Annotated in this window: 25 protein-coding genes and 1 pseudogene; 15 read left to right on the top strand and 11 right to left on the bottom strand. The window is 67.6% G+C overall.

Annotated features, from left to right (window positions below; genetic code table 11):
- Nucleotides 1-12: 12 nt before the first annotated feature.
- A complete protein-coding gene (locus ACFSDF_RS19770; RefSeq protein ID WP_377158861.1) occupies nucleotides 13-459 on the bottom strand; it encodes a hypothetical protein in 447 nt (148 codons plus the stop codon).
- 132 nt (nucleotides 460-591) lie between these two features.
- On the opposite strand from ACFSDF_RS19770, the gene ACFSDF_RS19765 reads away from it, so the two are divergent.
- The 4 genes from ACFSDF_RS19765 (at nucleotide 592) to ACFSDF_RS19750 (ending at nucleotide 2,520) form a co-directional block, all read left to right on the top strand.
- Complete coding sequence (locus tag ACFSDF_RS19765; RefSeq protein WP_167002635.1) at nucleotides 592-1,140, top strand: isochorismatase family protein; 549 nt, start codon at nucleotides 592-594, stop codon at nucleotides 1,138-1,140.
- A 95-nt stretch (nucleotides 1,141-1,235) separates the two neighbouring features.
- On the top strand, nucleotides 1,236-1,700 hold the full coding sequence (locus ACFSDF_RS19760; RefSeq protein WP_167002637.1) for an SRPBCC domain-containing protein: 465 nt from the start codon (nucleotides 1,236-1,238) through the stop codon (nucleotides 1,698-1,700).
- Nucleotides 1,697-2,035: an ArsR/SmtB family transcription factor gene (locus tag ACFSDF_RS19755; RefSeq protein ID WP_167002639.1), complete on the top strand. Its 339-nt coding sequence runs from the start codon at nucleotides 1,697-1,699 to the stop codon at nucleotides 2,033-2,035. Before ACFSDF_RS19760 ends, ACFSDF_RS19755 begins: the two co-directional genes overlap by 4 nt.
- 68 nt (nucleotides 2,036-2,103) lie before the next feature.
- On the top strand, nucleotides 2,104-2,520 hold the full coding sequence (locus ACFSDF_RS19750) for an SRPBCC family protein (protein ID WP_255490709.1): 417 nt from the start codon (nucleotides 2,104-2,106) through the stop codon (nucleotides 2,518-2,520).
- Between the two features lie 479 nt (nucleotides 2,521-2,999).
- Here the strand turns inward: ACFSDF_RS19750 and ACFSDF_RS19745 are convergent, their stop codons facing one another.
- On the bottom strand, nucleotides 3,000-3,716 hold the full coding sequence (locus ACFSDF_RS19745; protein WP_377158856.1) for a VOC family protein: 717 nt from the start codon (nucleotides 3,714-3,716) through the stop codon (nucleotides 3,000-3,002).
- A gap of 143 nt (nucleotides 3,717-3,859) precedes the next feature.
- Here ACFSDF_RS19745 and ACFSDF_RS19740 point away from each other — a divergent pair, with 143 nt between their 5' ends.
- Genes ACFSDF_RS19740 through ACFSDF_RS19730 form a run of 3 tightly spaced genes read left to right on the top strand, consistent with a single transcriptional unit; the run spans nucleotide 3,860 to nucleotide 5,580 of the window.
- Complete coding sequence (locus ACFSDF_RS19740; protein WP_167002646.1) at nucleotides 3,860-4,267, top strand: YciI family protein; 408 nt, start codon at nucleotides 3,860-3,862, stop codon at nucleotides 4,265-4,267.
- Between the two features lie 26 nt (nucleotides 4,268-4,293).
- Nucleotides 4,294-5,439, top strand: coding sequence for an RNA polymerase sigma factor (locus ACFSDF_RS19735; protein WP_167002648.1), 1,146 nt, complete (start codon nucleotides 4,294-4,296; stop codon nucleotides 5,437-5,439).
- Nucleotides 5,440-5,457: 18 nt separating this feature from the next.
- A complete protein-coding gene (locus ACFSDF_RS19730; protein ID WP_208322401.1) occupies nucleotides 5,458-5,580 on the top strand; it encodes a type II toxin-antitoxin system Phd/YefM family antitoxin in 123 nt (40 codons plus the stop codon).
- Between the two features lie 435 nt (nucleotides 5,581-6,015).
- On the opposite strand, the gene ACFSDF_RS19725 is transcribed toward ACFSDF_RS19730, so the two are convergent.
- Nucleotides 6,016-6,459 (bottom strand): HIT family protein, encoded by a 444-nt coding sequence (locus ACFSDF_RS19725; RefSeq protein ID WP_377158851.1) that lies wholly within the window; start codon nucleotides 6,457-6,459, stop codon nucleotides 6,016-6,018.
- Between the two features lie 134 nt (nucleotides 6,460-6,593).
- Nucleotides 6,594-7,808, bottom strand: coding sequence for a coiled-coil domain-containing protein (locus ACFSDF_RS19720; protein WP_167002652.1), 1,215 nt, complete (start codon nucleotides 7,806-7,808; stop codon nucleotides 6,594-6,596).
- A 191-nt stretch (nucleotides 7,809-7,999) separates the two neighbouring features.
- On the opposite strand from ACFSDF_RS19720, the gene ACFSDF_RS19715 reads away from it, so the two are divergent.
- Entirely contained in the window at nucleotides 8,000-9,016 is a 1,017-nt protein-coding gene (locus ACFSDF_RS19715; protein ID WP_377158848.1) for a tyrosine-type recombinase/integrase, read from the top strand.
- Between the two features lie 370 nt (nucleotides 9,017-9,386).
- Here ACFSDF_RS19715 and ACFSDF_RS19710 read toward each other — a convergent pair whose 3' ends face one another.
- Entirely contained in the window at nucleotides 9,387-10,199 is an 813-nt protein-coding gene (locus tag ACFSDF_RS19710) for a methylenetetrahydrofolate reductase (RefSeq protein ID WP_377158845.1), read from the bottom strand.
- Nucleotides 10,200-10,534: 335 nt separating this feature from the next.
- On the opposite strand from ACFSDF_RS19710, the pseudogene ACFSDF_RS19705 reads away from it, so the two are divergent.
- Nucleotides 10,535-10,678, top strand: a pseudogene (locus tag ACFSDF_RS19705) (GNAT family N-acetyltransferase); the annotation flags it as partial.
- 230 nt (nucleotides 10,679-10,908) lie between these two features.
- Here the strand turns inward: ACFSDF_RS19705 and ACFSDF_RS19700 are convergent.
- From ACFSDF_RS19700 to ACFSDF_RS19690, 3 genes are all read right to left on the bottom strand, one after another.
- Nucleotides 10,909-11,310, bottom strand: a complete 402-nt coding sequence (locus ACFSDF_RS19700; RefSeq protein WP_377158842.1) for a putative immunity protein — start codon at nucleotides 11,308-11,310, stop codon at nucleotides 10,909-10,911.
- A 111-nt stretch (nucleotides 11,311-11,421) separates the two neighbouring features.
- Nucleotides 11,422-11,547 carry a hypothetical protein gene (locus tag ACFSDF_RS19695; protein WP_377158839.1) on the bottom strand — a complete coding sequence of 42 codons (126 nt, stop codon included), beginning with the start codon at nucleotides 11,545-11,547 and terminating at the stop codon, nucleotides 11,422-11,424.
- 58 nt (nucleotides 11,548-11,605) lie between these two features.
- The gene (locus ACFSDF_RS19690; protein ID WP_377158836.1) at nucleotides 11,606-12,004 is read right to left on the bottom strand and encodes a TetR/AcrR family transcriptional regulator; all 399 of its coding nucleotides are present in this window, start codon (nucleotides 12,002-12,004) and stop codon (nucleotides 11,606-11,608) included.
- Nucleotides 12,005-12,063: 59 nt separating this feature from the next.
- Between ACFSDF_RS19690 and ACFSDF_RS19685 the strand changes: the two genes are divergently transcribed.
- Nucleotides 12,064-12,744, top strand: coding sequence for a lysophospholipid acyltransferase family protein (locus ACFSDF_RS19685; RefSeq protein ID WP_377158833.1), 681 nt, complete (start codon nucleotides 12,064-12,066; stop codon nucleotides 12,742-12,744).
- A gap of 6 nt (nucleotides 12,745-12,750) precedes the next feature.
- On the opposite strand, the gene ACFSDF_RS19680 is transcribed toward ACFSDF_RS19685, so the two are convergent.
- Both ACFSDF_RS19680 and ACFSDF_RS19675 read right to left on the bottom strand, forming a co-directional pair.
- Nucleotides 12,751-13,146: a tautomerase family protein gene (locus ACFSDF_RS19680; RefSeq protein WP_167002663.1), complete on the bottom strand. Its 396-nt coding sequence runs from the start codon at nucleotides 13,144-13,146 to the stop codon at nucleotides 12,751-12,753.
- A gap of 127 nt (nucleotides 13,147-13,273) precedes the next feature.
- On the bottom strand, nucleotides 13,274-13,630 hold the full coding sequence (locus ACFSDF_RS19675) for an ArsR/SmtB family transcription factor (RefSeq protein WP_167002665.1): 357 nt from the start codon (nucleotides 13,628-13,630) through the stop codon (nucleotides 13,274-13,276).
- Between the two features lie 89 nt (nucleotides 13,631-13,719).
- Here ACFSDF_RS19675 and arsM point away from each other — a divergent pair, with 89 nt between their 5' ends.
- From arsM to ACFSDF_RS19650, 5 genes are all read left to right on the top strand, one after another.
- Nucleotides 13,720-14,550, top strand: a complete 831-nt coding sequence (gene arsM, locus ACFSDF_RS19670) for an arsenite methyltransferase (protein WP_167002667.1) — start codon at nucleotides 13,720-13,722, stop codon at nucleotides 14,548-14,550.
- A complete protein-coding gene (gene arsB, locus ACFSDF_RS19665; RefSeq protein ID WP_167002669.1) occupies nucleotides 14,547-15,632 on the top strand; it encodes an ACR3 family arsenite efflux transporter in 1,086 nt (361 codons plus the stop codon). Before arsM ends, arsB begins: the two co-directional genes overlap by 4 nt.
- Nucleotides 15,629-16,033: an arsenate reductase ArsC gene (locus tag ACFSDF_RS19660; protein ID WP_167002671.1), complete on the top strand. Its 405-nt coding sequence runs from the start codon at nucleotides 15,629-15,631 to the stop codon at nucleotides 16,031-16,033. Before arsB ends, ACFSDF_RS19660 begins: the two co-directional genes overlap by 4 nt.
- A 140-nt stretch (nucleotides 16,034-16,173) precedes the next feature.
- Nucleotides 16,174-17,649: a Fic family protein gene (locus tag ACFSDF_RS19655; protein ID WP_167002673.1), complete on the top strand. Its 1,476-nt coding sequence runs from the start codon at nucleotides 16,174-16,176 to the stop codon at nucleotides 17,647-17,649.
- A 111-nt stretch (nucleotides 17,650-17,760) separates the two neighbouring features.
- Nucleotides 17,761-18,369 (top strand): glyoxalase, encoded by a 609-nt coding sequence (locus ACFSDF_RS19650; RefSeq protein ID WP_377158826.1) that lies wholly within the window; start codon nucleotides 17,761-17,763, stop codon nucleotides 18,367-18,369.
- A 168-nt stretch (nucleotides 18,370-18,537) separates the two neighbouring features.
- Here the strand turns inward: ACFSDF_RS19650 and ACFSDF_RS19645 are convergent, their stop codons facing one another.
- Nucleotides 18,538-20,856, bottom strand: a complete 2,319-nt coding sequence (locus ACFSDF_RS19645; protein WP_377158824.1) for an ATP-binding cassette domain-containing protein — start codon at nucleotides 20,854-20,856, stop codon at nucleotides 18,538-18,540.
- Nucleotides 20,857-20,986: the final 130 nt, after the last annotated feature.

Here is a 20,986-nt window from a genome sequence, read left to right as displayed (position 1 = left end):
GACGGCGTTCGGTCACTCGAGGCCGTGCGGTGACTCGGGTGGTTCGGGCGGCACGGGGCGGCCGGGTGGTCGTACGCGACGGCGCTTCTTGAGGGCCGCTGCCGCCGCGAGCACACCCCCGGTCACGGCGACGCTGACGAGCCACGGATTGACGCGCCAGCGCGGGCCGGGCGTATCCGAGGTCGTCGCGCACTCGTGCAGCAGGAAGCGGTTGCCAGGATGGAAGACGTGCGTGAAGTCGGCAGAGACGTACGCGAAGGATCCTGCCGGCAGCCCGAAATTCCAGAGCGTGCGATACCAGCGGCCGTTCGCGCGGTCGATCCAGCACGTCACATTCGCGTGCGAGCCCGGCCCGTCGGGAGGGGCGAGATGGTCGATGACGTGCCGTGCGCCGTCCCAGACGGCGACGGGCTGCGTGCCGGTCGTGACCACGGCGGGGTAGTCGGCGTCGAGTCCCATGCGCCGACGCTAGCCGGGCGAGTGTCCGAGGAGTCCCGGTTTGCGTCCCGGTCTTGGGTCCTCACCACTGTCAGAGGCGAGGGTTAGCGTGGCCGCAAGGCCGGGCCCGCCGGCCGCCGGAGGGAGCACCCCATGACCACGTTGTCCGATCGCCCCAACCAGGCCCTGGTCGTGATCGACGTCCAGAACGGTGTCGTCGCCGACGCCCACGACCGCGACCGCGTGGTCGCCGACATCGCTGGGCTCGTCGACCGCGCCCGCTCAGCGGGCGTCCCCGTCATGTGGGTGCAGCACTCCGACGACCACCTCGTCGAGGGGAGCGAGGACTGGGCGTACGTTCCTGAGCTCGTGCCGGGGGAGAGCGAGTCGGTGGTGCACAAGCACTACCAGGACGCGTTCGAGGCCACGGACTTCGAGGACGTGCTTGCGCGGACGGCTGTCGGCGCACTCATCGTCGCCGGAGCGCAAACCGATGCGTGCATCCGGTCGACGATCCACGGTGCGTTCGCCCGCGGGTACGACGTCACGCTGGTCGGCGACGCGCACACGACGAGCGACATCCCCGGTGCGCCGCCGGCACCAGGGGTCATCGCCCACACCAACCTCTACTGGGGCTTCCAGGCGGCTCCCGGTCGTACGGCCGCCGTCGTGGACGCGGCCGACGTGGCGTTCGGTTCCTGACGCTCGCCGCACCTTTGCGCAACTGATGGTTGCGCATCGCGAGATGCGGCGGTACCGTAAGGAGCAACCAAAGGTTGCGAATAACGGGAGACGCCATGGAGTACGCCAGCATCGAGCGCGAGATCCAGATCGAGGCGCCGCCCGAGGTGGTGTTCGAGGTGATCAGCCAGCCTGAGCATGTGCGGGAGTGGTGGTACGCCGAGTCCGACGTGCAGCCGACGCCTGGCATGTCGGGGGAGCTCGTGTGGGCCGAGGGGGACGATCCGCGGGCTCAGGTGAGCGCGATGACCGTCCTCGTCGTCGAGCCGCCTCGGCTTTTCACCTTCCGGTGGACGCACCCGGCGGGGGAGCGCGCGGTCGACGGCAACTCGTTGCTCGTGACCTTCGAGCTCGTCCCGACCGGATCAGGCACGCTGCTCAAGCTCACCGAGACGGGGTTCCGTGAACGGGGTTGGGAGGCGGCGGTCCTCGAGCAGCAGTACAACGACCACGTCGCCGGCTGGGACCTGTACGTCCCGAGGCTCGGCTCGTACGCCGAAGACCTGGTGTCAGCACGATGACCGGTGCGATCGACGACGACCTGTGGTCGGCCATCGGTGACCCGACCCGGCGGCAGCTGCTCGACCTCCTGCTGGCCAACGGCGCCGGCACGGCGACCTCACTGAGTGAGCAGCTTCCGGTGACGCGGCAGGCGGTCTCGAAGCACCTGGGCGTGCTCGATCGCGTGGGGCTGGTCGAGGGGACGCCGTTGGGGCGCGAGCGGCGCTACCGGGTCGATGAGGCCCAGCTCGAGCGCGCTGTGGTGCAGCTCAACGCCGTCGGCAGCACATGGGACGCGCGGCTGCGACGGATCAAGCAGATCGCCGAGGCGATCGAGAAGACGAAGCGAGCGTGACGTGGCCGCGACCGCGGCCGCACCGACAAGAGGAGAGAACGATGGTAGACATCCTGCACCGAGTGGGAATGACGGCACCGCGCGACGCGGTGTACGAGGCACTGACGACAGCAGAAGGACTCGCCGGCTGGTGGACCGCTGACACGAGTGGCGACGGGACGACTGGAGGGGTCTTGGAGTTCCGGTTCCCACCGTTCGGCGGCTTCGACATGAAGGTTGTCGACACGCGTTCGGCCGAGCACGTCCTTTGGGAGGTGATCGACGGTCCCGAGGAGTGGGTCGGTACGCAGATCAGCTGGGACCTCCGTACAGAGGGTGACTTCACCATCGTGATGTTCGCCCACCGAGGTTGGCGCGAGCCGGTGGAGTTCATGCACCACTGCAGCACCAAGTGGGCGACGTTCCTGCTGAGTCTCAAGTCGATGCTGGAGACGGGGGAGGGCGAGCCCGCGCCGAACGACGTCCGGATCAGCGACTGGCACTGAGCGGCTCGGGCGCCGCGAGCATCGCCAGCAGGTGAGGGCGGACGACCTCGAGCAGCGCCTGGTGCGTGACGTCGTCCGCCGAGATGGGGAGGCCCCGCCCGGTGTGGAGGGCATCCCCGGCGAGATCGCTGACGACGCAGCCTCCTGCCTCGCAGATCGCGATGCCCGCGGCGACGTGGAGGTTGTCCCGGAACTGCCCGTCCGAGACGTACGCCGCGCGTCGGCCACCAGCTTCCCACCGACGAACGGCCGATCGAGAGGCCCGTCGCAGTTCACGTCGACGAGCATCGAGAGCGCGGTGGGCTGAAGAGGGACGTCCTCGTCCTCGTACCGCCGGAACGCGCGGTCGCCGTCCGTCCAGAAGAGCTCACCGGTGACCGGGTCGGCGGAGGCCGCAGCGGTGACAGCGCCCTGATCGGTCAGCGCGACGTCGGCGCCGGCCTCTGCGGCCGCGATCGCGACCTCGGCGTCAGACGTGATCACGCCAGCACGCAGAACGCGTTGCCGTCGGGATCAGCCATCACGACCCAGTCGACGTCACCCTGCCCGATGTCGAGCCGCGTCGCACCGAGGGAGATGAGCCGGTCGACCTCCGTCTGCTGATCGCCGTCGGCCGGGGGAGCGAGATCGAAGTGCAGACGGTTCTTGCCCGTCTTCGGCATCAGGGGAGGACCGCCCCAGGTGACCTTCGGGCCGCCGTGCGGCGAACGGATCGCGGTCTCCTGGTCCTGGTCCCACACCAGCGGCCACCCCAACGCTTCGCTCCAGAAGTAGCCGACCTCCTGCGAGCCGTCGCACGAGAGTGCCCCGATGAAGCCGCAGTCGGCGAGGAAGTGGTTGCCCGGCTCGATCACGCAGAACTCGTTGCCCTCCGGATCGGCGAGCACCACGTGCCCCTCCTCTGGAAGCTGACCGATGTCGAGGTGGCGGCCACCGAGCTCGAGGGCTCTCGCCACCGTCTGCTGCTGCTCCTCGAGGGACGCGCTCGTCAGGTCGAAGTGGGTCTGGTTCTGGCCGACCTTCCTCTGCTCGCTCGGTGCGAACTGGAGTCGGAACCCGGGATCCTCGCTCGGGAGGAGCGTGATGCCGTCGCTGGGGGAGCCAGTCACCTCCCCACCCAGAAGACCTTCCCAGAACTGCGCGAGGCGGAGCGGGTCGTGCGCGTCGAAGGTCAGGGCGAAGAGCTGGCTGGTCATCGCCCGACGTTAGGCACGTGGAGGAGTGCCCCGCAACGCGATAAGGCGTAAGTTGCCGCCGTACCGATGTCGAGAACGGCACGGCGGCTCCGTCCCAGGGGCAGACGCGGCCACCACGGCCGTAGCGCATCAAGGAGATCATCATGGCGAAGTACCTGCTTCTCAAGCACTATCGCGGCGCCCCCGAGGCCGTGAACAGCGTCCCGATGGGCCAGTGGACACCGGACGAGATCACGAACCACATCCAGTACATGGCCGACTTCGCCTCTCGGCTCGAGGGCACCGGGGAGTACGTCGACGGTCAGGCTCTCGCACCCGAGGGGACGTTCGTCCGGTACGACGGTGAGGGGCGGCCGCCGGTGACCGACGGTCCGTTCCCGGAGACGAAGGACCTGATCGCGGGCTGGATGGTGATCGACGTCGACTCGTACGACCGAGCGCTCGAGCTCGCGGGCGAGCTGTCGGCAGCGCCGGGAGCCGGTGGGAAGCCGATCCACGAGTGGCTCGAGCTCCGTCCCTTCCTGAGCGAGCCGCCGACGGTCACCGAGTGACCGGTTCGGCCAGGACGGATCAGGTGATGGACGAGCTGCTCGTACGGGAGCTGACACCCGCGGTGATCGGCGTCCTCGTGCGCCGCGGAGTGGACTTCGCGACCGCCGAGGACTCCGTACAGGAAGCACTCGTCCAGGCCTCGCAGTCCTGGCCGGACCGGCCGCCGGCCGATCCGAAGGCGTGGCTCGTCACGGTCGCTTGGCGCAAGTTCGTCGACGCCCACCGGTCGGAGGCGTCGCGACGTGAGCGGGAGCGGCGGGTCGACGACGAGCCGACACCCGGACCTGCGGCGTCGAGCGACGACACGCTGCAGGTGTACTTCCTGTGCGCGCACCCGTCACTGACTCCCGCGTCGGCGGTGGCGCTGACGCTGCGCGCCGTCGGCGGCCTGACGACCCGGCAGATCGCTGAGGCGTACCTCGTACCCGAGGCGACCATGGCGCAGCGGATCAGCCGTGCCAAACGGACGGTCAGCGGCGTACGGTTCGAGTCGCCCGGGGATCTGGCGACAGTGTTGAGGGTGCTCTATCTGGTCTTCAACCAGGGCTACACGGGCGACGTCGACCTGGCGGCCGAGGCGATCCGGCTCACGCGGCAGCTCGCGTCGATGACCGAGGACGAGGAGACTGCCGGGCTGCTGGCGCTGATGCTGTTGCACCACGCGCGGCGACCGGCCAGGATCCGGCCTGACGGCAGCCTCGTACCGCTGGCTGAGCAGGACCGGACCCTGTGGGACACCCGACTGATCGCGGAGGGGGTCGACGTCGTGCAGGCGGCGTTGCGTCGTGACCGGCTGGGGGAGTACCAGGCCCAGGCTGCCATCGCCGCCCTGCATGCCGACGCGCCACGCGCCAAGGAGACCGACTGGGTGCAGATCGTCAGCTGGTACGACGAGCTGCTGCGGCTCACGGGAAGTCCCGTCGTGGCGCTCAACCGGGCCGTCGCCGTCGGAGAGGCTGATGGTGCCCAGGCGGGGCTCGCGACGTTGGCCGAGGTCGATCCTGGATTGCCGCGGCACACGGCGGCGTCGGCGTACCTTCACGAGAAGGCGGGGGACCTGCCGGCGGCGGCGAGGCTGTACGCCGACGCAGCGCGGGTCGCGACCAACCTCGCCGAGCGCGATCACCTCACGCGTCAGGCGGCACGGCTCAACCAGGCGCTGCGTGGGTGAATTCGCAGGCCCGAGTGAATTGGGAACAAGCTGTCGAGTCTGGTCGAAGAGGCCGAGGCGACCCACGAGATCGTGACGATCACCTGCCATGGGCGGCCGGCGGCGGTGCTGATGGCGTCCGAGATCTGGAGTCACGCTTGACGGTGCTGCGTTGCGTGAGCCAACGTGGCGGGTTGAGCTCACTGCGCATGCCCAGTGCGACCTCGCCCGGCTGTCGAACAGAGTTCGTGACCAGCTCCCTGCGGGAGAATCCGCACCGGGTCACCAAGCCGTTGAGTGATCAGCACGTCGTGGGGACTATCGCGTGCTGGTCAAGATCCTCGACGACGACCACGTCGTCCTGGTCGACGCGATCGACCACCGTGCGCACCTCTGCCGAACTTGATGAGCGCGCTGAGGTCTCGCGCTCAGCAACGCGGGTGGAGCGGGGGAGGTAGTTGCGCTATCCCTTGGACTGCTGGATTCTCGTGTCGCGACGATCCCACCGATGAGAACCGATGTTGCCTTCATGTTCAGTTCCTCGAACGACCTAACGGGAGGCTAGTGGACGGCGGCGTCGACGCGGGCAGGGGAGTGTCACGAGTTGACGAGCGCGTTCCTGATGGCGCTCGCGTCGGTGTCGAGAAGGCTCCGTGATCGTTCCTTCCAATCTGCGTTGATCGTGAAGCCATCTCCTGCATGCCTCGCAATCACGTGCAGGTGGAAGTGGAAGACCTCCTGGAATGCGACCTCTCCGTCGGCCATGAACACGTTGATGCCGTCGCAACGCAACCCTGACCTACGCAAGGCGCGGGCCAGGCGATGAGCGAGACGCCAAACATGCGTGCTGGTCTCCTCGTCAAGGTCCTCAAGACCTGCAGCGTGGCGGCGAGGTACGACGAGTAGATGGCCCGGTGTCACCGGGTTCAGATCCATGAACACGACAGCCTGCTCGTCCTCATGAACCACGCTGGCCTCGGCATCGCCATCCACGATGGCGCAGAAGACGCAATGATCATTGGTCCCGTCGTCGGCCGTCATGGGCGTCATCCTTGCAGCGGGACCCCGAGGGTGCCACCAACTTCGTTGAGAATCGCAAGCGCTGGTGTGTGTTCCGCAACGCGACACCTGGGAGACCTCGTATTGAGTACGAGGGCTCCCAGGTGTCGGAGGTTTCAGCGCTTCTGTTCCCGACTCTTAGCCTTCTCGGCCGCTTGCGATGCTGCGACGAGCCGCTCCTCGAGCGTGGCGACCTGCTGGGCGAGCTCACGGGTACGTCGCGTCTCCTCGGCAAGCTCTGCGCGAACCGAGTCAGTCTGGCCACGGGCCGTCTCCGCGGCCGTACGAACGGACTCGGTCTGCGCCTGGGCCGTCTCGGTCGCCTTGCGCCAGTGGGTCGCCTGCTCACGGATGTCGGCGAGCGCAGCGGTCCGTTCCTCGAGCTGCGCGGTCGTTGTCGCGGCCTTGGCGTTCGCGGTCTCAACCTCGATGGTCTTGGAGTTGAGGAGCTCGATGACGGATCTGGTTTCGTTCTTCGCCGCCGTCGCCTCGGTGTGCCAGCGGTCGGCGTCTGCCCTTGCCGCCCCGGCTGCTTCACGAGTCGCAGCGAGTTCGTCGTTCAGAGTGACGATGGTCTGGTCGCGTTCGCGGACCTCGCGGCGGGTGGTCTCAAGCTGGTCTTCGAGTCCGGTGATCGCGTCGTGGGCAACCAGAAGTTGACCAGTTGTCTCCTTCAGCTCTGTCTTGGTCGTCTCGTGGTCGGCGTGGGTGCCCTCGAGGTCCTTGTGCGCTTGTGAGAGCTCCGCGTTGGCCGCGTCGAGCGCGGCCACGGCCTCGCCTGCTTCTCGTTCGCGATTGGTGAGCGCGGTCTTGAACTCGCCGATGCGTGACTCGGCGCGAGCGAGTTCGGCTTTCGCCACAGCGACGCTCTCGTCGGCGTTGGCCTGGACAAGCTTGATCTGGGCTTCGGCGAGGTCGGGGTCGGCTGCGGTGCGGAGGTAGTCCGTGAGCTGGCTCACGATCTGGCCGAGGACTCCGGCCAGATCGTTGGCGCGGTTCAAGGTCGAGCTGGTCGCAGCGAAGGCATCAATCGAGTCCTCGTCGACCACATCGGGGTGAGGCGGGGCAGGGGTTGCGCGTGTCGGCCCTGGTGTGCGGGTCCGTCTCGGGAGTCGTGCTGCGTTGTTCGCGTTGTGCGGCGTGCCGGTGACCGGGTCGGGCAGTTCGCAGTAGATACGGGCTGGCCCCCGTCCGCCCTGGCGGGGAGCTCTGTCGCGGTCGCAGTCGAGCCACGCGCAACGAATGGACGGGGGAGTGGGTTCGCGTTCTGGTGTTGTCATGTCGGCCACAGTCCAATTAAACCAACTCGTATTAAACCCACTCGTACCCATCGCGGGGTGGGTTTATTTACATGGGTTAGTTTATGGGCTCGTTACCTTCAGGAGTTACCCCATAATCACGGTTATGGGGTAAACAGCCTCGCGACAGTGGTGAGTTCGGAGAAATGCGCTGCACTGCGCGGGGCCGGGGGGACCGATGGGAAACTCTGGGGGACAGGCTTGCCGTGCGAAGGAGACCACCGTTGTCGCTACCGACCCCCGTGACGCTGTCAGCTCCTCCGGCGCCGCTGGCTCACGCTGCAGCCGACAACGTTCTCCTCGTCCCGATCGACCGCGTACCTGAAGCATCACGGCCGGCTGTGCTCGCGGCCCGCTTCCTCGTCCAGTACTCCAAACCGCACACCATCGCCGCGTACGAACGGGACCTGCGCGGCTGGTTCGCGTGGTGCGTAGAACGCGCGCTGGATCCGCTCGCGGTTCGTCGCTCCCACATCGACCTGTACGTCAACGAGCTGCGGACCGTCCATGGCGCGAGCACTGCGACGATCGCTCGGAAATGCTCGACGCTGTCGGGGTATTACCGAACCGCCGTCGTCGAGGACGCGATCGCCGTCTCGCCGACTGTGCACCTGCGACGGCCGAAGGTCCCTCAGGACTCGCAGACGCTCGGGCTGGACGAAGACGAGGTGACAGCACTGCTGGACGCAGCGCGACAGCGTGGACCTCGAGCACATGCCCTGATGGTCCTTCTTGCCCACGACGGGCTACGGATCTCCGAGGCGCTCGGCCTCGACGTCGAAGACTTCTCCCGGCGGGGCAAGCACCGGATCGCGACGATCACCCGAAAGGGCGGCGCTCGCAAGAGCGTGGTGCTCACGACGCCGACCTGGGAGGCGCTTGGTGAGCTGGTCGGAGACCGAGTGACCGGTCCGGTGTTCATGACGTCACGTGGCGGGAGGCTGGACCGGCGGGCCGCCGGTCGACTGATCAAGAAGACAGCAGTCGACGCGGGCATCGAAGACGCCGACAAGATCAGCCCTCACAGCCTGCGCCACACGTTCATCACCCTCGCGCTCGAAGCCGGCGTTCCGCTCCATCGAGTGCAGGACGCAGCCGACCATGCCGATCCGCGGACGACGCAGCGCTACAACAAGGAGCGGTTCCGGATCGACGACACTCACGCGTCGTACGCGGTCGAACGCATGCTCCGTGACCGCGAAGCAGCCGCGAACCGCAACGACGAAGACAGCGCCAGCTGAGCAAGGGGACTGCTGGAGGGGTGGTCACCGCGTTTGCCTTACATAACGTACGCCGCCGTGCGGTGTCGTGGTCGAGTCGATCTTGTCTGGGGCAATGAACGGAAACAGCGTGGTGAAATGAACCGGCACGCCGAGCCGGCCTTCGCGTCGAGCCCAGCGCGCCGTCGGCGTACGAATGTCTCCGGTTCGGGGCGTCAGGATCAGCACGCCTTGAAGGGCTGTGCACGCCCACACGAGTGAACCCAGGGGACCGCAACTTGCATGTTGAGAGTGTGCAGAGAACGTACAACCTGACATAATGTCGCTTATCGGCGCACCGTCTGCGGGAGTGGAGAAGGAGATGCGACTGGCCTCATCTGACGCTTGGACCCTAGCGACGAAGCTCCCGTTCGAGCTCCTGGGCGAGGTCCACCGAGGCCTCAATCTCGGCAAGACGGATCGAGACGCTCTCCACGTTGATGCCGAACGGAACTCCCATACGTCGGCAGTATCCGATCAGTTCACGAGCCGCGCCTAGTGACTGCTCGTACGACGCCTGAAGCGTGTCGTCTGCGTGGCGCAGGTCATTCTGGATCCAGCGGGGTACGTCGACGCCGAGCCAGCCGAGGAACTCCAGCGTCTTGAGGGAGCCGCACACCGAGAACGTGAACACGATCGGCACGGGCTCGAGGCCCCGCGCGGCGCACTCGTAGCGATAGTCCGATACCAGGTTCTTCGCTGCGTTGACGTCGTAGACGACCTGCGTGACGAAGAAGGAGCACCCGGCTTCCTGCTTCGCGATCAGGCGTAGATGCTCTTCGCCCCGGCGGCTGTGCCGTTCGGGAATCGCGACGCCCCCGAGCTGCAGATTGGGTCGTGTCTGCGCCCACAGCTCCTGGGCGCGGGCAAGCGAGGTCGCTGACTGCGCGTGTCGGGACGAAGCGCCGACGAACACCGTCAGTGCGTCGTCGGCGTCCTGGGCTTCCAACCACGCACGGAGATCGCTCTCCTCGTACTTGCCGACAGCCCGATACACCACGACTGGCGTGCTCCAGTCTTTCAGGTGCTGTGCCCGGAAGATTGCAGGGTCGATGGTGGGCAGGAACGGAAACGGTCGCTCCTTCGGGTTGCGATCGCTCTCGTCGTCGATGTCGTAGAGGACGAGACCATCGAGACCCAGCGGAGTCAGGCGCTTCTGTGTCACGTCGGCGATCTCCTGGGCCCGCTCAGGAGTGACCGTGATCCGAGGAGGAGTCAAGGCAAAGAGCAGGAACTCGCTCCCCCGTGCTGTGATCCGTCGCACCAAGTCCATGAGGCGAAGGTAGCTGACGGTGCCCCTCCCGCCTCATCAACTCCTGGTGGCCCTGGAATCGTGAGTTCGCTTCGATGAGGCTTACCGAATGAGCACGCACTACGTGATTCGCCCGGCCTCAGAGTCCGATCTCCCGGCCGTCCTATGCGTTCTGTCCCAGAACGAAGCGGTGTCCCCCAGGGCCCCGTGCCCCACTCCCCGCAAGAGCGGGCTGACCCACGGCGTTCATCGAGGCGGTTGTCGTCGCGTACGAGCACCGGCGCCGGGGTGTTGCGCGGCAGATGCTCGCTCGCGTGCTCGAGGACGCTCGTGCGTCCGGCTGCTTCAAAGTGCAGTTGCTCACGCACAAGCGTCACGCCACTGATGGACGCCGGCGTCGATACAGGAGGCCACTTACGTTCAGCGAACGTCGCCTTCCCGCTGGCATCTACTCAGTCGACGGCGACGAGCCATCGACGCCCAGGGGCGGAGGCCGCCAGAGCATCGACAACATCGGCAGTGTTCGCAGACATGCTGAGGACACGTTCACAGGCCGAACATGGACGGACGCCACCCTCGTCGCGTTCAGGTTCGGCAGCGAGGGTCGAGCATTTGCGGCGCTTCAGCAGTCGAATACCGACCAGCAGAGGTCGTTGCGCAGCCGCTGGTCGTCGAGGACGAGCTCCCGAATCGCCTCGGGGAGCTGGTCTCGCTGCCAGCGGCACTCAAGCCGCCCGACAGCATCGCCGCCCCCGTCCGAGGCGGCCGCGCGTACAGCCTTGATCGCGTACGCAGCCGCCCCGAGCTCGTGCGCGGCCACGTGCGCGACGACCCCGGCCTGACCGGCGGCATACGCGGCATGGCGGGCCGCACCTCTCAGGTCTCTCGCGGCCGCCATGGCATGGCCGCCCGCCGAGCGAGACTCCATCATCTTGATCTCGCCGCGCACCCAGGCACGTGCGTGCTCGATTGCTTGCCGCGGCCGTGGGTCCTCGGGCCGGACCGACTCGAAGAGATCAAGCACATGCTCCGCACACGAGGCCGCCCACAGAGCGAGAAGGTGGTGGTCGGAATCGGTGAGAGTCCCCCCCACGGCGGATCGTGATGAAGCGAGGGTCTCGGACCTTCGGGAGGATCATGGGCGGTGCTCCTTAGCGGGGTCGAGAGCGAGCTGAGCGAGCAGGCCGCTGACCAGGATCTCGATGACCGCATTCGAGTCGGGTTCGTTCTCGGTGACTGCCTCGGCAGATCGACGGCTCATGAGGGTTGCCAGTCCATGGACCCCGCTCCACAGCGCGACCACATGGCGGTTGTCGGCGTCAGGGCTTAGCTCGTGGATCCGTCCGCCCAGCACGCGGAACCACTCGCCGGCGACCGAACGCAGATGGCCCCCAGCGCCGGCCAGCAGGGCCCTGCCTCCCGATCAGCTCGAACATGTCCGGACGTTCAGCGGCAAAACTGACATAGCGCTGAGCCGCTCCGCGGATCGCCCGTACTGGGTCCGGATCCCTCAGGATCGGTGCAAGCTCGACGTCGAGATCCTCGACTCCCCTGCGTGCGATCGCCGCGACGAGACTCTCGTACGTCGGGAAATGGTGCCGTGGTGCGCCGTGCGAGACTCCCGCCGTACGAGCAATCTCCCGCAGGGTGAGGTGGGCCAGTCCCCCACTCTCGAGGAGGTCTACCCCCGCTTCGACGAGTTCGTCGCGTGTCGCCACTTAGGCAGTGTCTAGCTCACCTGCAAGAATCCACAACCAGACACTGTTCAGGAGGTTGCGTGTACTGGCTTCTCAAGTACGTCCTGCTCGGCCCAGTGGTGCGTTGGTTCACGCGTCCGGTTCTGATCGGCCAGATGCCCGACGGGCCCGTGGTTCTGGCGCCGAACCACCTGAGCGAGATCGACTCCCTGGTGGTCTGCGCTGCTGTCCCCCGTCGCGTCACGTTCGTGGCGAAGCGCGACTACTTCGCGAAGGGCGGTCTGCGTGGCCGGCTCTACGGGACGCTGTGCCGCTCCACCGGTCAGATCCCGATCGAGCGGTCCGGCGAGGGCAGTGCTGACGCAGCCCTGGACGCCGCGCGAGAAGTCCTGACCCGCGGTGGCGTGTGGGTGATCTATCCCGAGGGCACCCGCTCCCCCGACGGTCGCCTCTACCGTGGTCGTACGGGGGTCATGCGGGTGGCACTGCAGACACCCGAGGCCGTCGTCGTGCCGGTCGGCATCCTCGGTACGAGGGAGGTCGACGCTCCCGGGCGGGGTCGCTGGCGACGAGGACGCACCGAGGTGCACCTCGGCGATCCGCTCGACCTGAGTGCCTGGCGCCACCGCGCCGAAGATCCGATCGCCTGGCGAGAGGCGGCGGACGGCCTGATGTCCGCCATCCAGAAGCTCTCCGGGCAGGAGTACGTCGACCGCCACCCGACGGCTGAGGAGGTCCGTCACCGCGACGGGGCGTCCTGACTCGGGTCAGACGTTCACGTCGAAGGCGAGGTCGACGTCGCATGCGGCCTGCCCCCCGCGGATGCCCCAGTTCTCGGCAGCACTCCCCCGCAGGGTGATCGTGACGTGGTCGCGCGGGATACCAAAGGCGCCGAAGCGGGTGACGATCTCGGTGTAGAGGGCGCGCTTGGCCTCCACCGAGCGGCCGGCGAAGCAGTCGATCGTCACGAGAGCAGCGAGCTCCGGCTGCGAAAGCGTCGGCGAGACGGCGAATCGGTGTGGCTGGTGCACCACGAGGCGTACCTCCCCGTCCTGCTGGGGGATGCGGAAGGCGGCGACGAGCGCGCCGTGGACCGCCTCGACGAGGCCCACCTCTTCTGCCTCGGTGTATTGGCGGCGGACCTCGATCATGGCAGCGGGCATCGGCGCGATCTCTCCTTCTGCCGAGCCGTGCTGCTCGGCGCTTGCTCGAACCTACGGGCAGGCGGCCGGGTAGTGCACCACGATTTCGAACGGGTGCGGCGCGTGAGATCAGGTGCGGCGCGTGAGATCAGGTGCGACGGCTGGTGAGTGACGCCCCGAGCGAGTCGAGCGCAGTCTCGACCACCCGGTAGTACGCCCAGCGGCCTCGCTGCTCGCGCGTCACGAGGCCCGACTCTGCCAGCAGCTTCATGTGGTGCGACACCGTCGGCTGGCTGAGGCCGACCGGCTCGGTGAGGTCGCAGATGCACGCCTCGCCGTCGGCGTTGGCGGCGATCATCGACAGGAGCCGGACGCGTGTCGGATCGCCGAGCGCCTTGAACATCTTGGCCAGCGTCGCCGCGTCGTCCTCGCTGAGGACGCCCCCGGTCAACGTCGAGCAGCAAGCGGCGGCTGGGGTGTCGACGAGCGGAAGCATGGTGGCCATGAGACCAGTCTGCCACACGTATTGACATTGATCGATAGATCGGTAATCGTCTATGTATCGACGTTCATCAATCACTTGGAGGGTTTCCCATGGGTGCTACCGACGACGCGCTGGTCGACGAGGTTCGCCGGCGCTACGCCGAGGCCGCGGTCAAGGTCCGTGCGGGCGCGAGCAACACGCTCATCCTCGAGGCGACGGAGGCGGACTCGTGCTGCTCCCCCGCTGCGTCTCCCACGGACTCTGCCACGGGCTCGTGCTGCGGAGGTCCCGCTGCCGAGGTCGACAACGCTTTCGGAGCCGGGCTCTACTCCGCCGACGAGGCCGCAGCTCTTCCCGCCGAGGCGCTGGCCGCAAGCCTGGGATGCGGCAACCCGCTGATGGTCGCCGCGCTCAACCCGGGCGAGAAGGTTCTTGACCTCGGCTCGGGCGGCGGGATCGACGTGCTGCTCTCCGCTCGCCGTGTCGGGCCGACAGGGTTCGCGTACGGCGTCGACATGACCGACGAGATGCTGGACCTCGCCCGCGCGAACGCCGAAAAGGCCGAGGCGCAGAACGTCGAGTTCCTCAAGGGCACGATCGAGGACGTTCCCCTTCCCGACTCTGCAGTCGACGTCGTGATCTCCAACTGCGTGATCAACCTGTCGGTCGACAAGCCGAAGGTGCTCTCCGAGATGTTCCGCGTCCTGGCGCCGGGCGGTCGCATCGGCATCTCCGACGTGGTCGCCGAGGACCACCTCACGTCGGCCGACCGTGCTGAGCGTGGCTCGTACGTGGGCTGCATCGCCGGCGCCCTGTCCCGTACGGAGTATCTCGACGGGCTGGCGGCGGCGGGCTTCGTCGACGCCGAGGTCGAGTTCACCCACGAGGCGGCAGCCGGGATGCACAGCGCGATCATCCGGGCCGTGAAGCCGAGCGCATGACCCAGAGCGGCACTCTCGACAGTCGCCCGGTCCCCGCGGCCGGGCGACTGTCGGCCACCGATCGCTGGCTCCCGCTCTGGATCGGCGCAGCGATGCTCGCAGGCCTGTTGCTCGGCCGCCTCGTCCCCGGATTCGACGACGCGCTCGCGGGGCTCGAGGTCGGCTCGGTCAGTGCCCCGATCGCCCTCGGCCTCCTGGTGATGATGTATCCGGTGCTGGCCAAGGTCCGGTACGACCAGACCCGTACGGTGCTGGCCGACCGGCGCCTCCTCACGCTCTCGCTGGTCCTCAACTGGCTCGTCGGGCCGGCGCTGATGTTCGCGCTCGCCTGGCTCCTGCTGCCAGACCTCCCCGAGTACCGGACAGGCCTGATCGTCGTCGGACTCGCGCGCTGCATCGCGATGGTGCTGATCTGGAACGACCTCGCGTGCGGCGACCGCGAAGCCGCCGCCGTCCTCGTCGCGGTCAACAGCGTCTTCCAGCTCGTCGCCTTCGCCGGACTCGGGTGGTTCTATCTCCAGACCCTGCCTGGTTGGCTCGGGCTCGAGACCACGACAGCCGAGTTCAGCCTCGCCGCGATCGCGCTCAGTGTCGTCGTCTTCCTCGGCGTACCGCTCGCGGCGGGCTTCGGCAGCCGGCTGCTCGGCGAGCGTCTCAAGGGCCGAGTCTGGTACGAGGACACCTTCCTCCCCCGGATCAGCCCTCTCGCGCTGTGGGGTCTGCTCTTCACGATCATCATGCTCTTCGCGCTGCAGGGCGACACCATCACCCGCAACCCGTGGGCCGTCGCGCGCATCGCCTTGCCCCTGCTGGCGTACTTCGTGGCGATGTTCGCGATCGCCTGGGTCGCCGCACGAGTGGCACGGCTCGGCTATGCGCGGACCGTCACCGTCGCGTTCACCGCTGCCGGCAACAACTTCGAGCTCGCCATCGCCGTCGCGATCGGCGCGTGGGGAGCCACCTCGGGCCAGGCGCTGGCAGGCGTCGTGGGTCCGCTGATCGAGGTGCCCGTCCTGGTTGCCCTCGTCTATGCCGCACTCGCCCTCCGTCCCCGTACCGACCCGCAGGAGATGGTCAGATGACCGCGCCGCCGATCGTCCTCTTCGTCTGTGTCCACAACGCCGGACGCTCCCAGATGGCCTCGGGCTTCCTCCAGCATCTCGCCGGGGACGCCGTCCAGGTCCTGTCCGCGGGTTCCGAGCCTGCCGACCAGCTCAATCCCGTCGCGGTCGAGGCCATGCGTGAGGAAGGCATCGACATCACCGCCCACCAGCCGTCACTCCTCTCCCCCGACGACGTCCTTCGCGCCGACGTCGTCATCACGATGGGGTGCGGCGACACCTGCCCGATCTATCCCGGCAAGCGGTACGAGGACTGGAACCTCGACGACCCGGCCAGCCAGCCACTCGATGTCGTCCGCGGCATCCGGGACGACATCGAACGACGCGTACGCGACCTGATCGCCTCTCTCACGGCTCGCTGACCGCCCGTCTGGGATACGAGAAAAGTCGCATAAACCGCGACGAAATCTGTCTTTCGCTGTCCTGGAACCAGATTTTGTCGCACGCGAGCGGTACGCTGCGAGGAAACCTGCATCCCGCAGACCAATCGTGAGGAGTAGTCATGGCGACCGATTTTCCCTCGGTGGTCTTCTCGGCCGACAGCGACAAGGACAAGATCTCGCGCGCCCACAAGGCGGGGCGTCTCGTCCAGCTGGGCACGGGGATCTACTCCCCCGACGTCGACAAGACCACTGAGCAGCTCGTCCGCGAGCATCTCTGGACCATCGTCGCCAAGCGCTTCCCGGGGGCCGTGATCGCCGACCGGTCCGCCCGTACGAACGGGCTGCCGACCGACGGCTTCCTCTTTGTCGTCCACCCCCGTCGTACGGAGCTGAAGCTGGCGGGTGTCACCGTCGTCCCGCGACAGGGGCCGTCGGCGATGCCGGGCGACTTCGCGCTCCCCGGCGAGGTGTGGCTCGCCGGGCCCGCTCGCGGCATCCTCGACAACCTCGTCCCGACCCGACCGGCGAAGGATCGCGTAGCGAGGACGCTCACCCGAGCCGAGGTCGAGCTGTGGATCGACGAGATCCTCGCCGGGCGGGGCGAGGAGGCCATCAACAAGCTCCGCGACGACGCGCGCGCCCTCGCGCCCTTCCTCGGGCGGCAGCACGAGCTCGACCTCCTCGACAAGCTCGTCGGGGCGGCGATGAACACGCGTCCGACCGACATCCTGCAGACACCGCAGCTCGTCGCGCGCGCCAAGGGCCAGCCGTACGACCGCCGCCGCGCAGACGTGTTCACCCGGCTCGCAGACTATCTCGACACGCTGGCGCCGGACAGCGTGCCCGCGCTCCCGGACGACGCCACGCGGCGCACGCTGCTGCCGTTCTACGAGGCCTACTTCTCCAACTACATCGAGGGCACCGAATTCACCTTGGACGAGGCGGCGGAGATCGTCTTCGACGACGTCGTCCCCGAGCAGCGCCCGGAGGACGCCCACGACATCCTCGGGACATACGAGCTGACGTCCTCCGACGAGGTCATGCGCCAGCGGCCGTCGACCGCGGACGAGCTCCTCGACCTGCTGCGGCGCCGGCACGCGATCCTCATGGCCGGTCGGCCGACGATGGCACCCGGCACTTTCAAGAAGCGGGCGAACCGTGCAGGTGAGACCTACTTCGTCGCACCCGAGCTCGTCGAGGGCACGTTGAAAGAGGGATTCGACATCGGCGCACGGCTGATCAGCCCGTTCGCCCGTGCGGCCTACCTGATGTTCGTCGTGAGCGAGGTGCACCCGTTCGCCGACGGCAACGGGCGCGTCGCCCGCGTCATGATGAACGCCGAGCTGGCCGGAGCCGGAGAGGTCCGCATCGTCATCCCGACCGTCTACCGGCTCAACTATCTGTCGGCGCTGAAGGGCGCGACCCACAACGAGAACTACCCCGGCCTGATTGCTGCGCTGTCGTTCGCGCGTCGTTGGACGGCACGGGTCGACTTCACCGACCGCGCGCGAGCAGAGGCCGATCTCGTACGGACGAACGCGCTCCGCGACGCGTACACAGCTGAGGAAGCAGGCGTCCGGCTGACTCTTCCGTGAGCGGCTCCCCCAACCGGTCACGAATCGAGAAGCACCGAACCTCGCTCGCCTCCTAGCGTGAAGACATCGTCATCGTCCGTCCGGACGAGACATCCGCTGAAGGAGCACCTCATGACATCGATCGCATCTCTCACGCTCGAGGCGTCCGACCCCGCGGCCGGCCGCGCCTTCTACGACGCCGCGTTCGGTCTCGGCGAGCTGCTGTCGGTCCGCGAAGGCGACGACCCGACCAGTGGCTTCCGCGCCTACACGCTGTCGCTCGTCCTCCCCCAGCCGTCGTCGGTCGACAGCTACCTCGAGTCCGCGCTCGCGGCCGGGGCCACGGTGCTGAGACCGGCCGCCAAAAGCATGTGGGGGTACGGCGGTGTCGTGCAGGCACCGGACGGGGCCATCTGGAAGGCCGCCTCACCGTCGAAGAAGGAGAAGGGGCGTCCGGTACGCGAGATCGACGAGGTCGTCCTTCTGATCGGTGCCACCGACGTCGCCGCCACCAAGCAGTTCTACGTCGACCACGGCCTCGCCGTGGAGCGGAGCTTCGGGAAGAAGTATGTCGAGTTCAAGGCGCCGGAGGGCCACGTCAAGCTCGGGTTGTACGGCCGCAAGGCGTTGGCGAAGGACGCCGGAGTGCCCGTCGACGGCAGCGGATCGCACCGGATCGCCCTCGTGAACGACGCGGGCACGTTCACCGACCCCGACAGCTTCGTGTGGGAGACCGCCTGAAGCCTGCGGATGGTCGTCACGCGGGCGGGCAAAACTCTTGACCGCGCCGCGGTTCGCAGACGTAGATGCCGAACTGCGTGAACATCCGGTGCTTTCGGCCCGCCTGCGGTGGCGCGCTTCGACCCTTCAACTCGTCGGCGAACGTCTGACGACGCCCCCGTCGCAGCGTCATACGGCGACGTACTCCGCGAGGTGCTCCCCCGTCAGCGTCGCGCGGGCGGCGACAAGGTCGGCGGGCGTGCCTTCGAAGACGACCTTGCCGCCGTCGTGCCCGGCGCCGGGACCGAGATCGATGATCCAGTCGGCGTGCGCCATGACCGCCTGGTGGTGCTCGATGACGATGACCGACTTGCCCGACTCGACGAGGCGGTCGAGCAGACCGAGAAGCTGTTCGACGTCGGCGAGGTGGAGGCCGGTGGTCGGCTCGTCGAGGACGTACACGTCACCCTTCTCGGCCATCTGCGTCGCCAGCTTGAGCCGCTGGCGCTCGCCGCCTGACAACGTCGTCAGCGGCTGGCCGAGGCTGAGGTAGCCGAGGCCGACGTCAACGAGTCGGTCGAGGATCTTGTGCGCGGCAGGCGTACGGGCTTCGCCCTCGCCGAAGAACTTCTCGGCCTCGGTCACCGACATCGCCAGCACCTCGGCGATGTTGCGGTCGCCGAACGTGTACTCGAGAACCGAGGCCTGGAAGCGACGGCCCTCGCACTCCTCGCACGTCGACTCGACGGTCGCCATCACCCCGAGCTCGGTGAAGATCACACCGGCGCCCTTGCAAGCAGGGCACGCGCCCTCGGAGTTCGAGCTGAACAGTGCCGGCTTCACACCGTTGGCCTTGGCGAACGCCTTGCGGATCGGCTCCAGCAGGCCCGTGTACGTGGCCGGGTTGCTGCGGCGGGAGCCGCGGATCGCGCCCTGGTCAACGACGACCACGCCGTCGCGCTCGGCGATCGAGCCGTGGATCAGCGAGCTCTTGCCGGAGCCGGCCACGCCGGTCACGACGCACAGCAGCCCCAGCGGCACGTCGACGTCGACGTCCTGGAGATTGTGGGTCGACGCCCCGCGGACCTCGAGCGCCCCGGTCGACTTCCGTACGGTCTCCTTGAGCGCCGCCCGGTCGTCGAGGTGGTGCCCGGTGGTGGTGTCGCTCCCCCGCAATCCGTCGACGGTGCCCTCGAAGCAGATCGTGCCGCCCGCGGTGCCGGCGCCCGGACCGAGGTCGACCACGTGGTCGGCGATCGCGATCGTCTCCGGCTTGTGCTCGACGACAAGGACGGTGTTGCCCTTGTCCCGCAGCTGGAGCAGGAGGTTGTTCATCCGCTCGATGTCGTGGGGGTGCAGTCCGATGGTGGGCTCGTCGAAGACGTACGTGACGTCGGTCAGCGACGAGCCGAGGTGGCGGATCATCTTGGTCCGCTGCGCCTCGCCGCCGGACAGCGTTCCGGCCGGACGGTCAAGGCTCAGGTATCCCAGGCCGATGTCCTCGAACGCGTCGAGCAGGTGCTGCAGGCCCGCGACGAGCGGCGCGACGCCCGGCTCGTCGAGCGAGCGCATCCACACGGCGAGGTCACTGATCTGCATCTGGCAGAGCTCAGCGATGTTCTTGCCGTTGACCTTGGACGAGAGCGCCTCTTTGCTGAGCCGGGTGCCGTCGCAGTCGGGGCAGGTTGTGAACGTGATCGCGCGCTCGACGAAGCGGCGCACGTGGGGCTGCATCGCCTCGACGTCCTTGGAGAGCATCGACTTCTGGATTTTGGGGATCAGTCCCTCGTACGTGAGGTTGGTGCCCTCCACCTTGATCTTGGTCGGCTCGGCGTAGAGGAGCAGCTGCAGCTCCTTCTTGGTGTAGCTCGCGATCGGCTTGTCCATCGGGAGCCCCGCGCCGCTGAAGATCCGGCCGTACCAGCCGTCCATGCTGTAGCCGGGGACGGTCAACGCGCCGTCCTCGAGCGACTTGGAGTCGTCGTACAGCGCCGTCAGATCGAAGTCGCTGATCGCGCCCATGCCTTCGCAGCGCGGACACATGCCGCCCTGGTAGACCGCGTTGCGGACGACCGACTTTTCTTCTCTGCCGCCCTTCTCCGTCTTCATGACCCCGCTCGCCGTGCGGGTCGGGACGTTGAACGCGAAGGCGGTCGGCGGCCCGATGTGCGGAGTGCCGATACGGCTGAAGAGGATCCGCAGCATCGCGTTGGCGTCAGTGGCAGTGCCAACGGTCGACCGAGGGTTGGCCCCCATCCGCTCCTGGTCGACGATGATCGCCGTGGTGAGGCCCTCGAGATGGTCGACCTCGGGACGCGCGAGCGACGGCATGAATCCCTGGAGGAAGGCCGAGTAGGTCTCGTTGATCATCCGCTGAGACTCGGCGGCGATCGTGGCGAACACGAGGGAGCTCTTGCCGGATCCGGAGACGCCGGTGAACACGGTGAGTCGACGCTTCGGCAGCTCGACGCTGACGTCCTTGAGGTTGTTCTCGCGCGCGCCCTGCACGCGGATCAGGTCGTGGTTGTCGGCGACGTGCGCAGACGGGTCCGTGCTCGCCGTGGTGGCCCTTCGTCATCGTCTCTCCATGCAGTCAGCGGGGCGGCGTCCTCGGTCCACCCTAGGGGCCAATCCGGTC

The sequence above is a fragment of the Mumia zhuanghuii genome, from assembly GCF_042681565.1.
In the GTDB taxonomy this organism is placed as follows: domain Bacteria; phylum Actinomycetota; class Actinomycetes; order Propionibacteriales; family Nocardioidaceae; genus Mumia.
The sequence above is the reverse complement of the archived record's forward strand: the minus strand, read 5'-3'. Positions and strand labels throughout refer to the sequence as shown.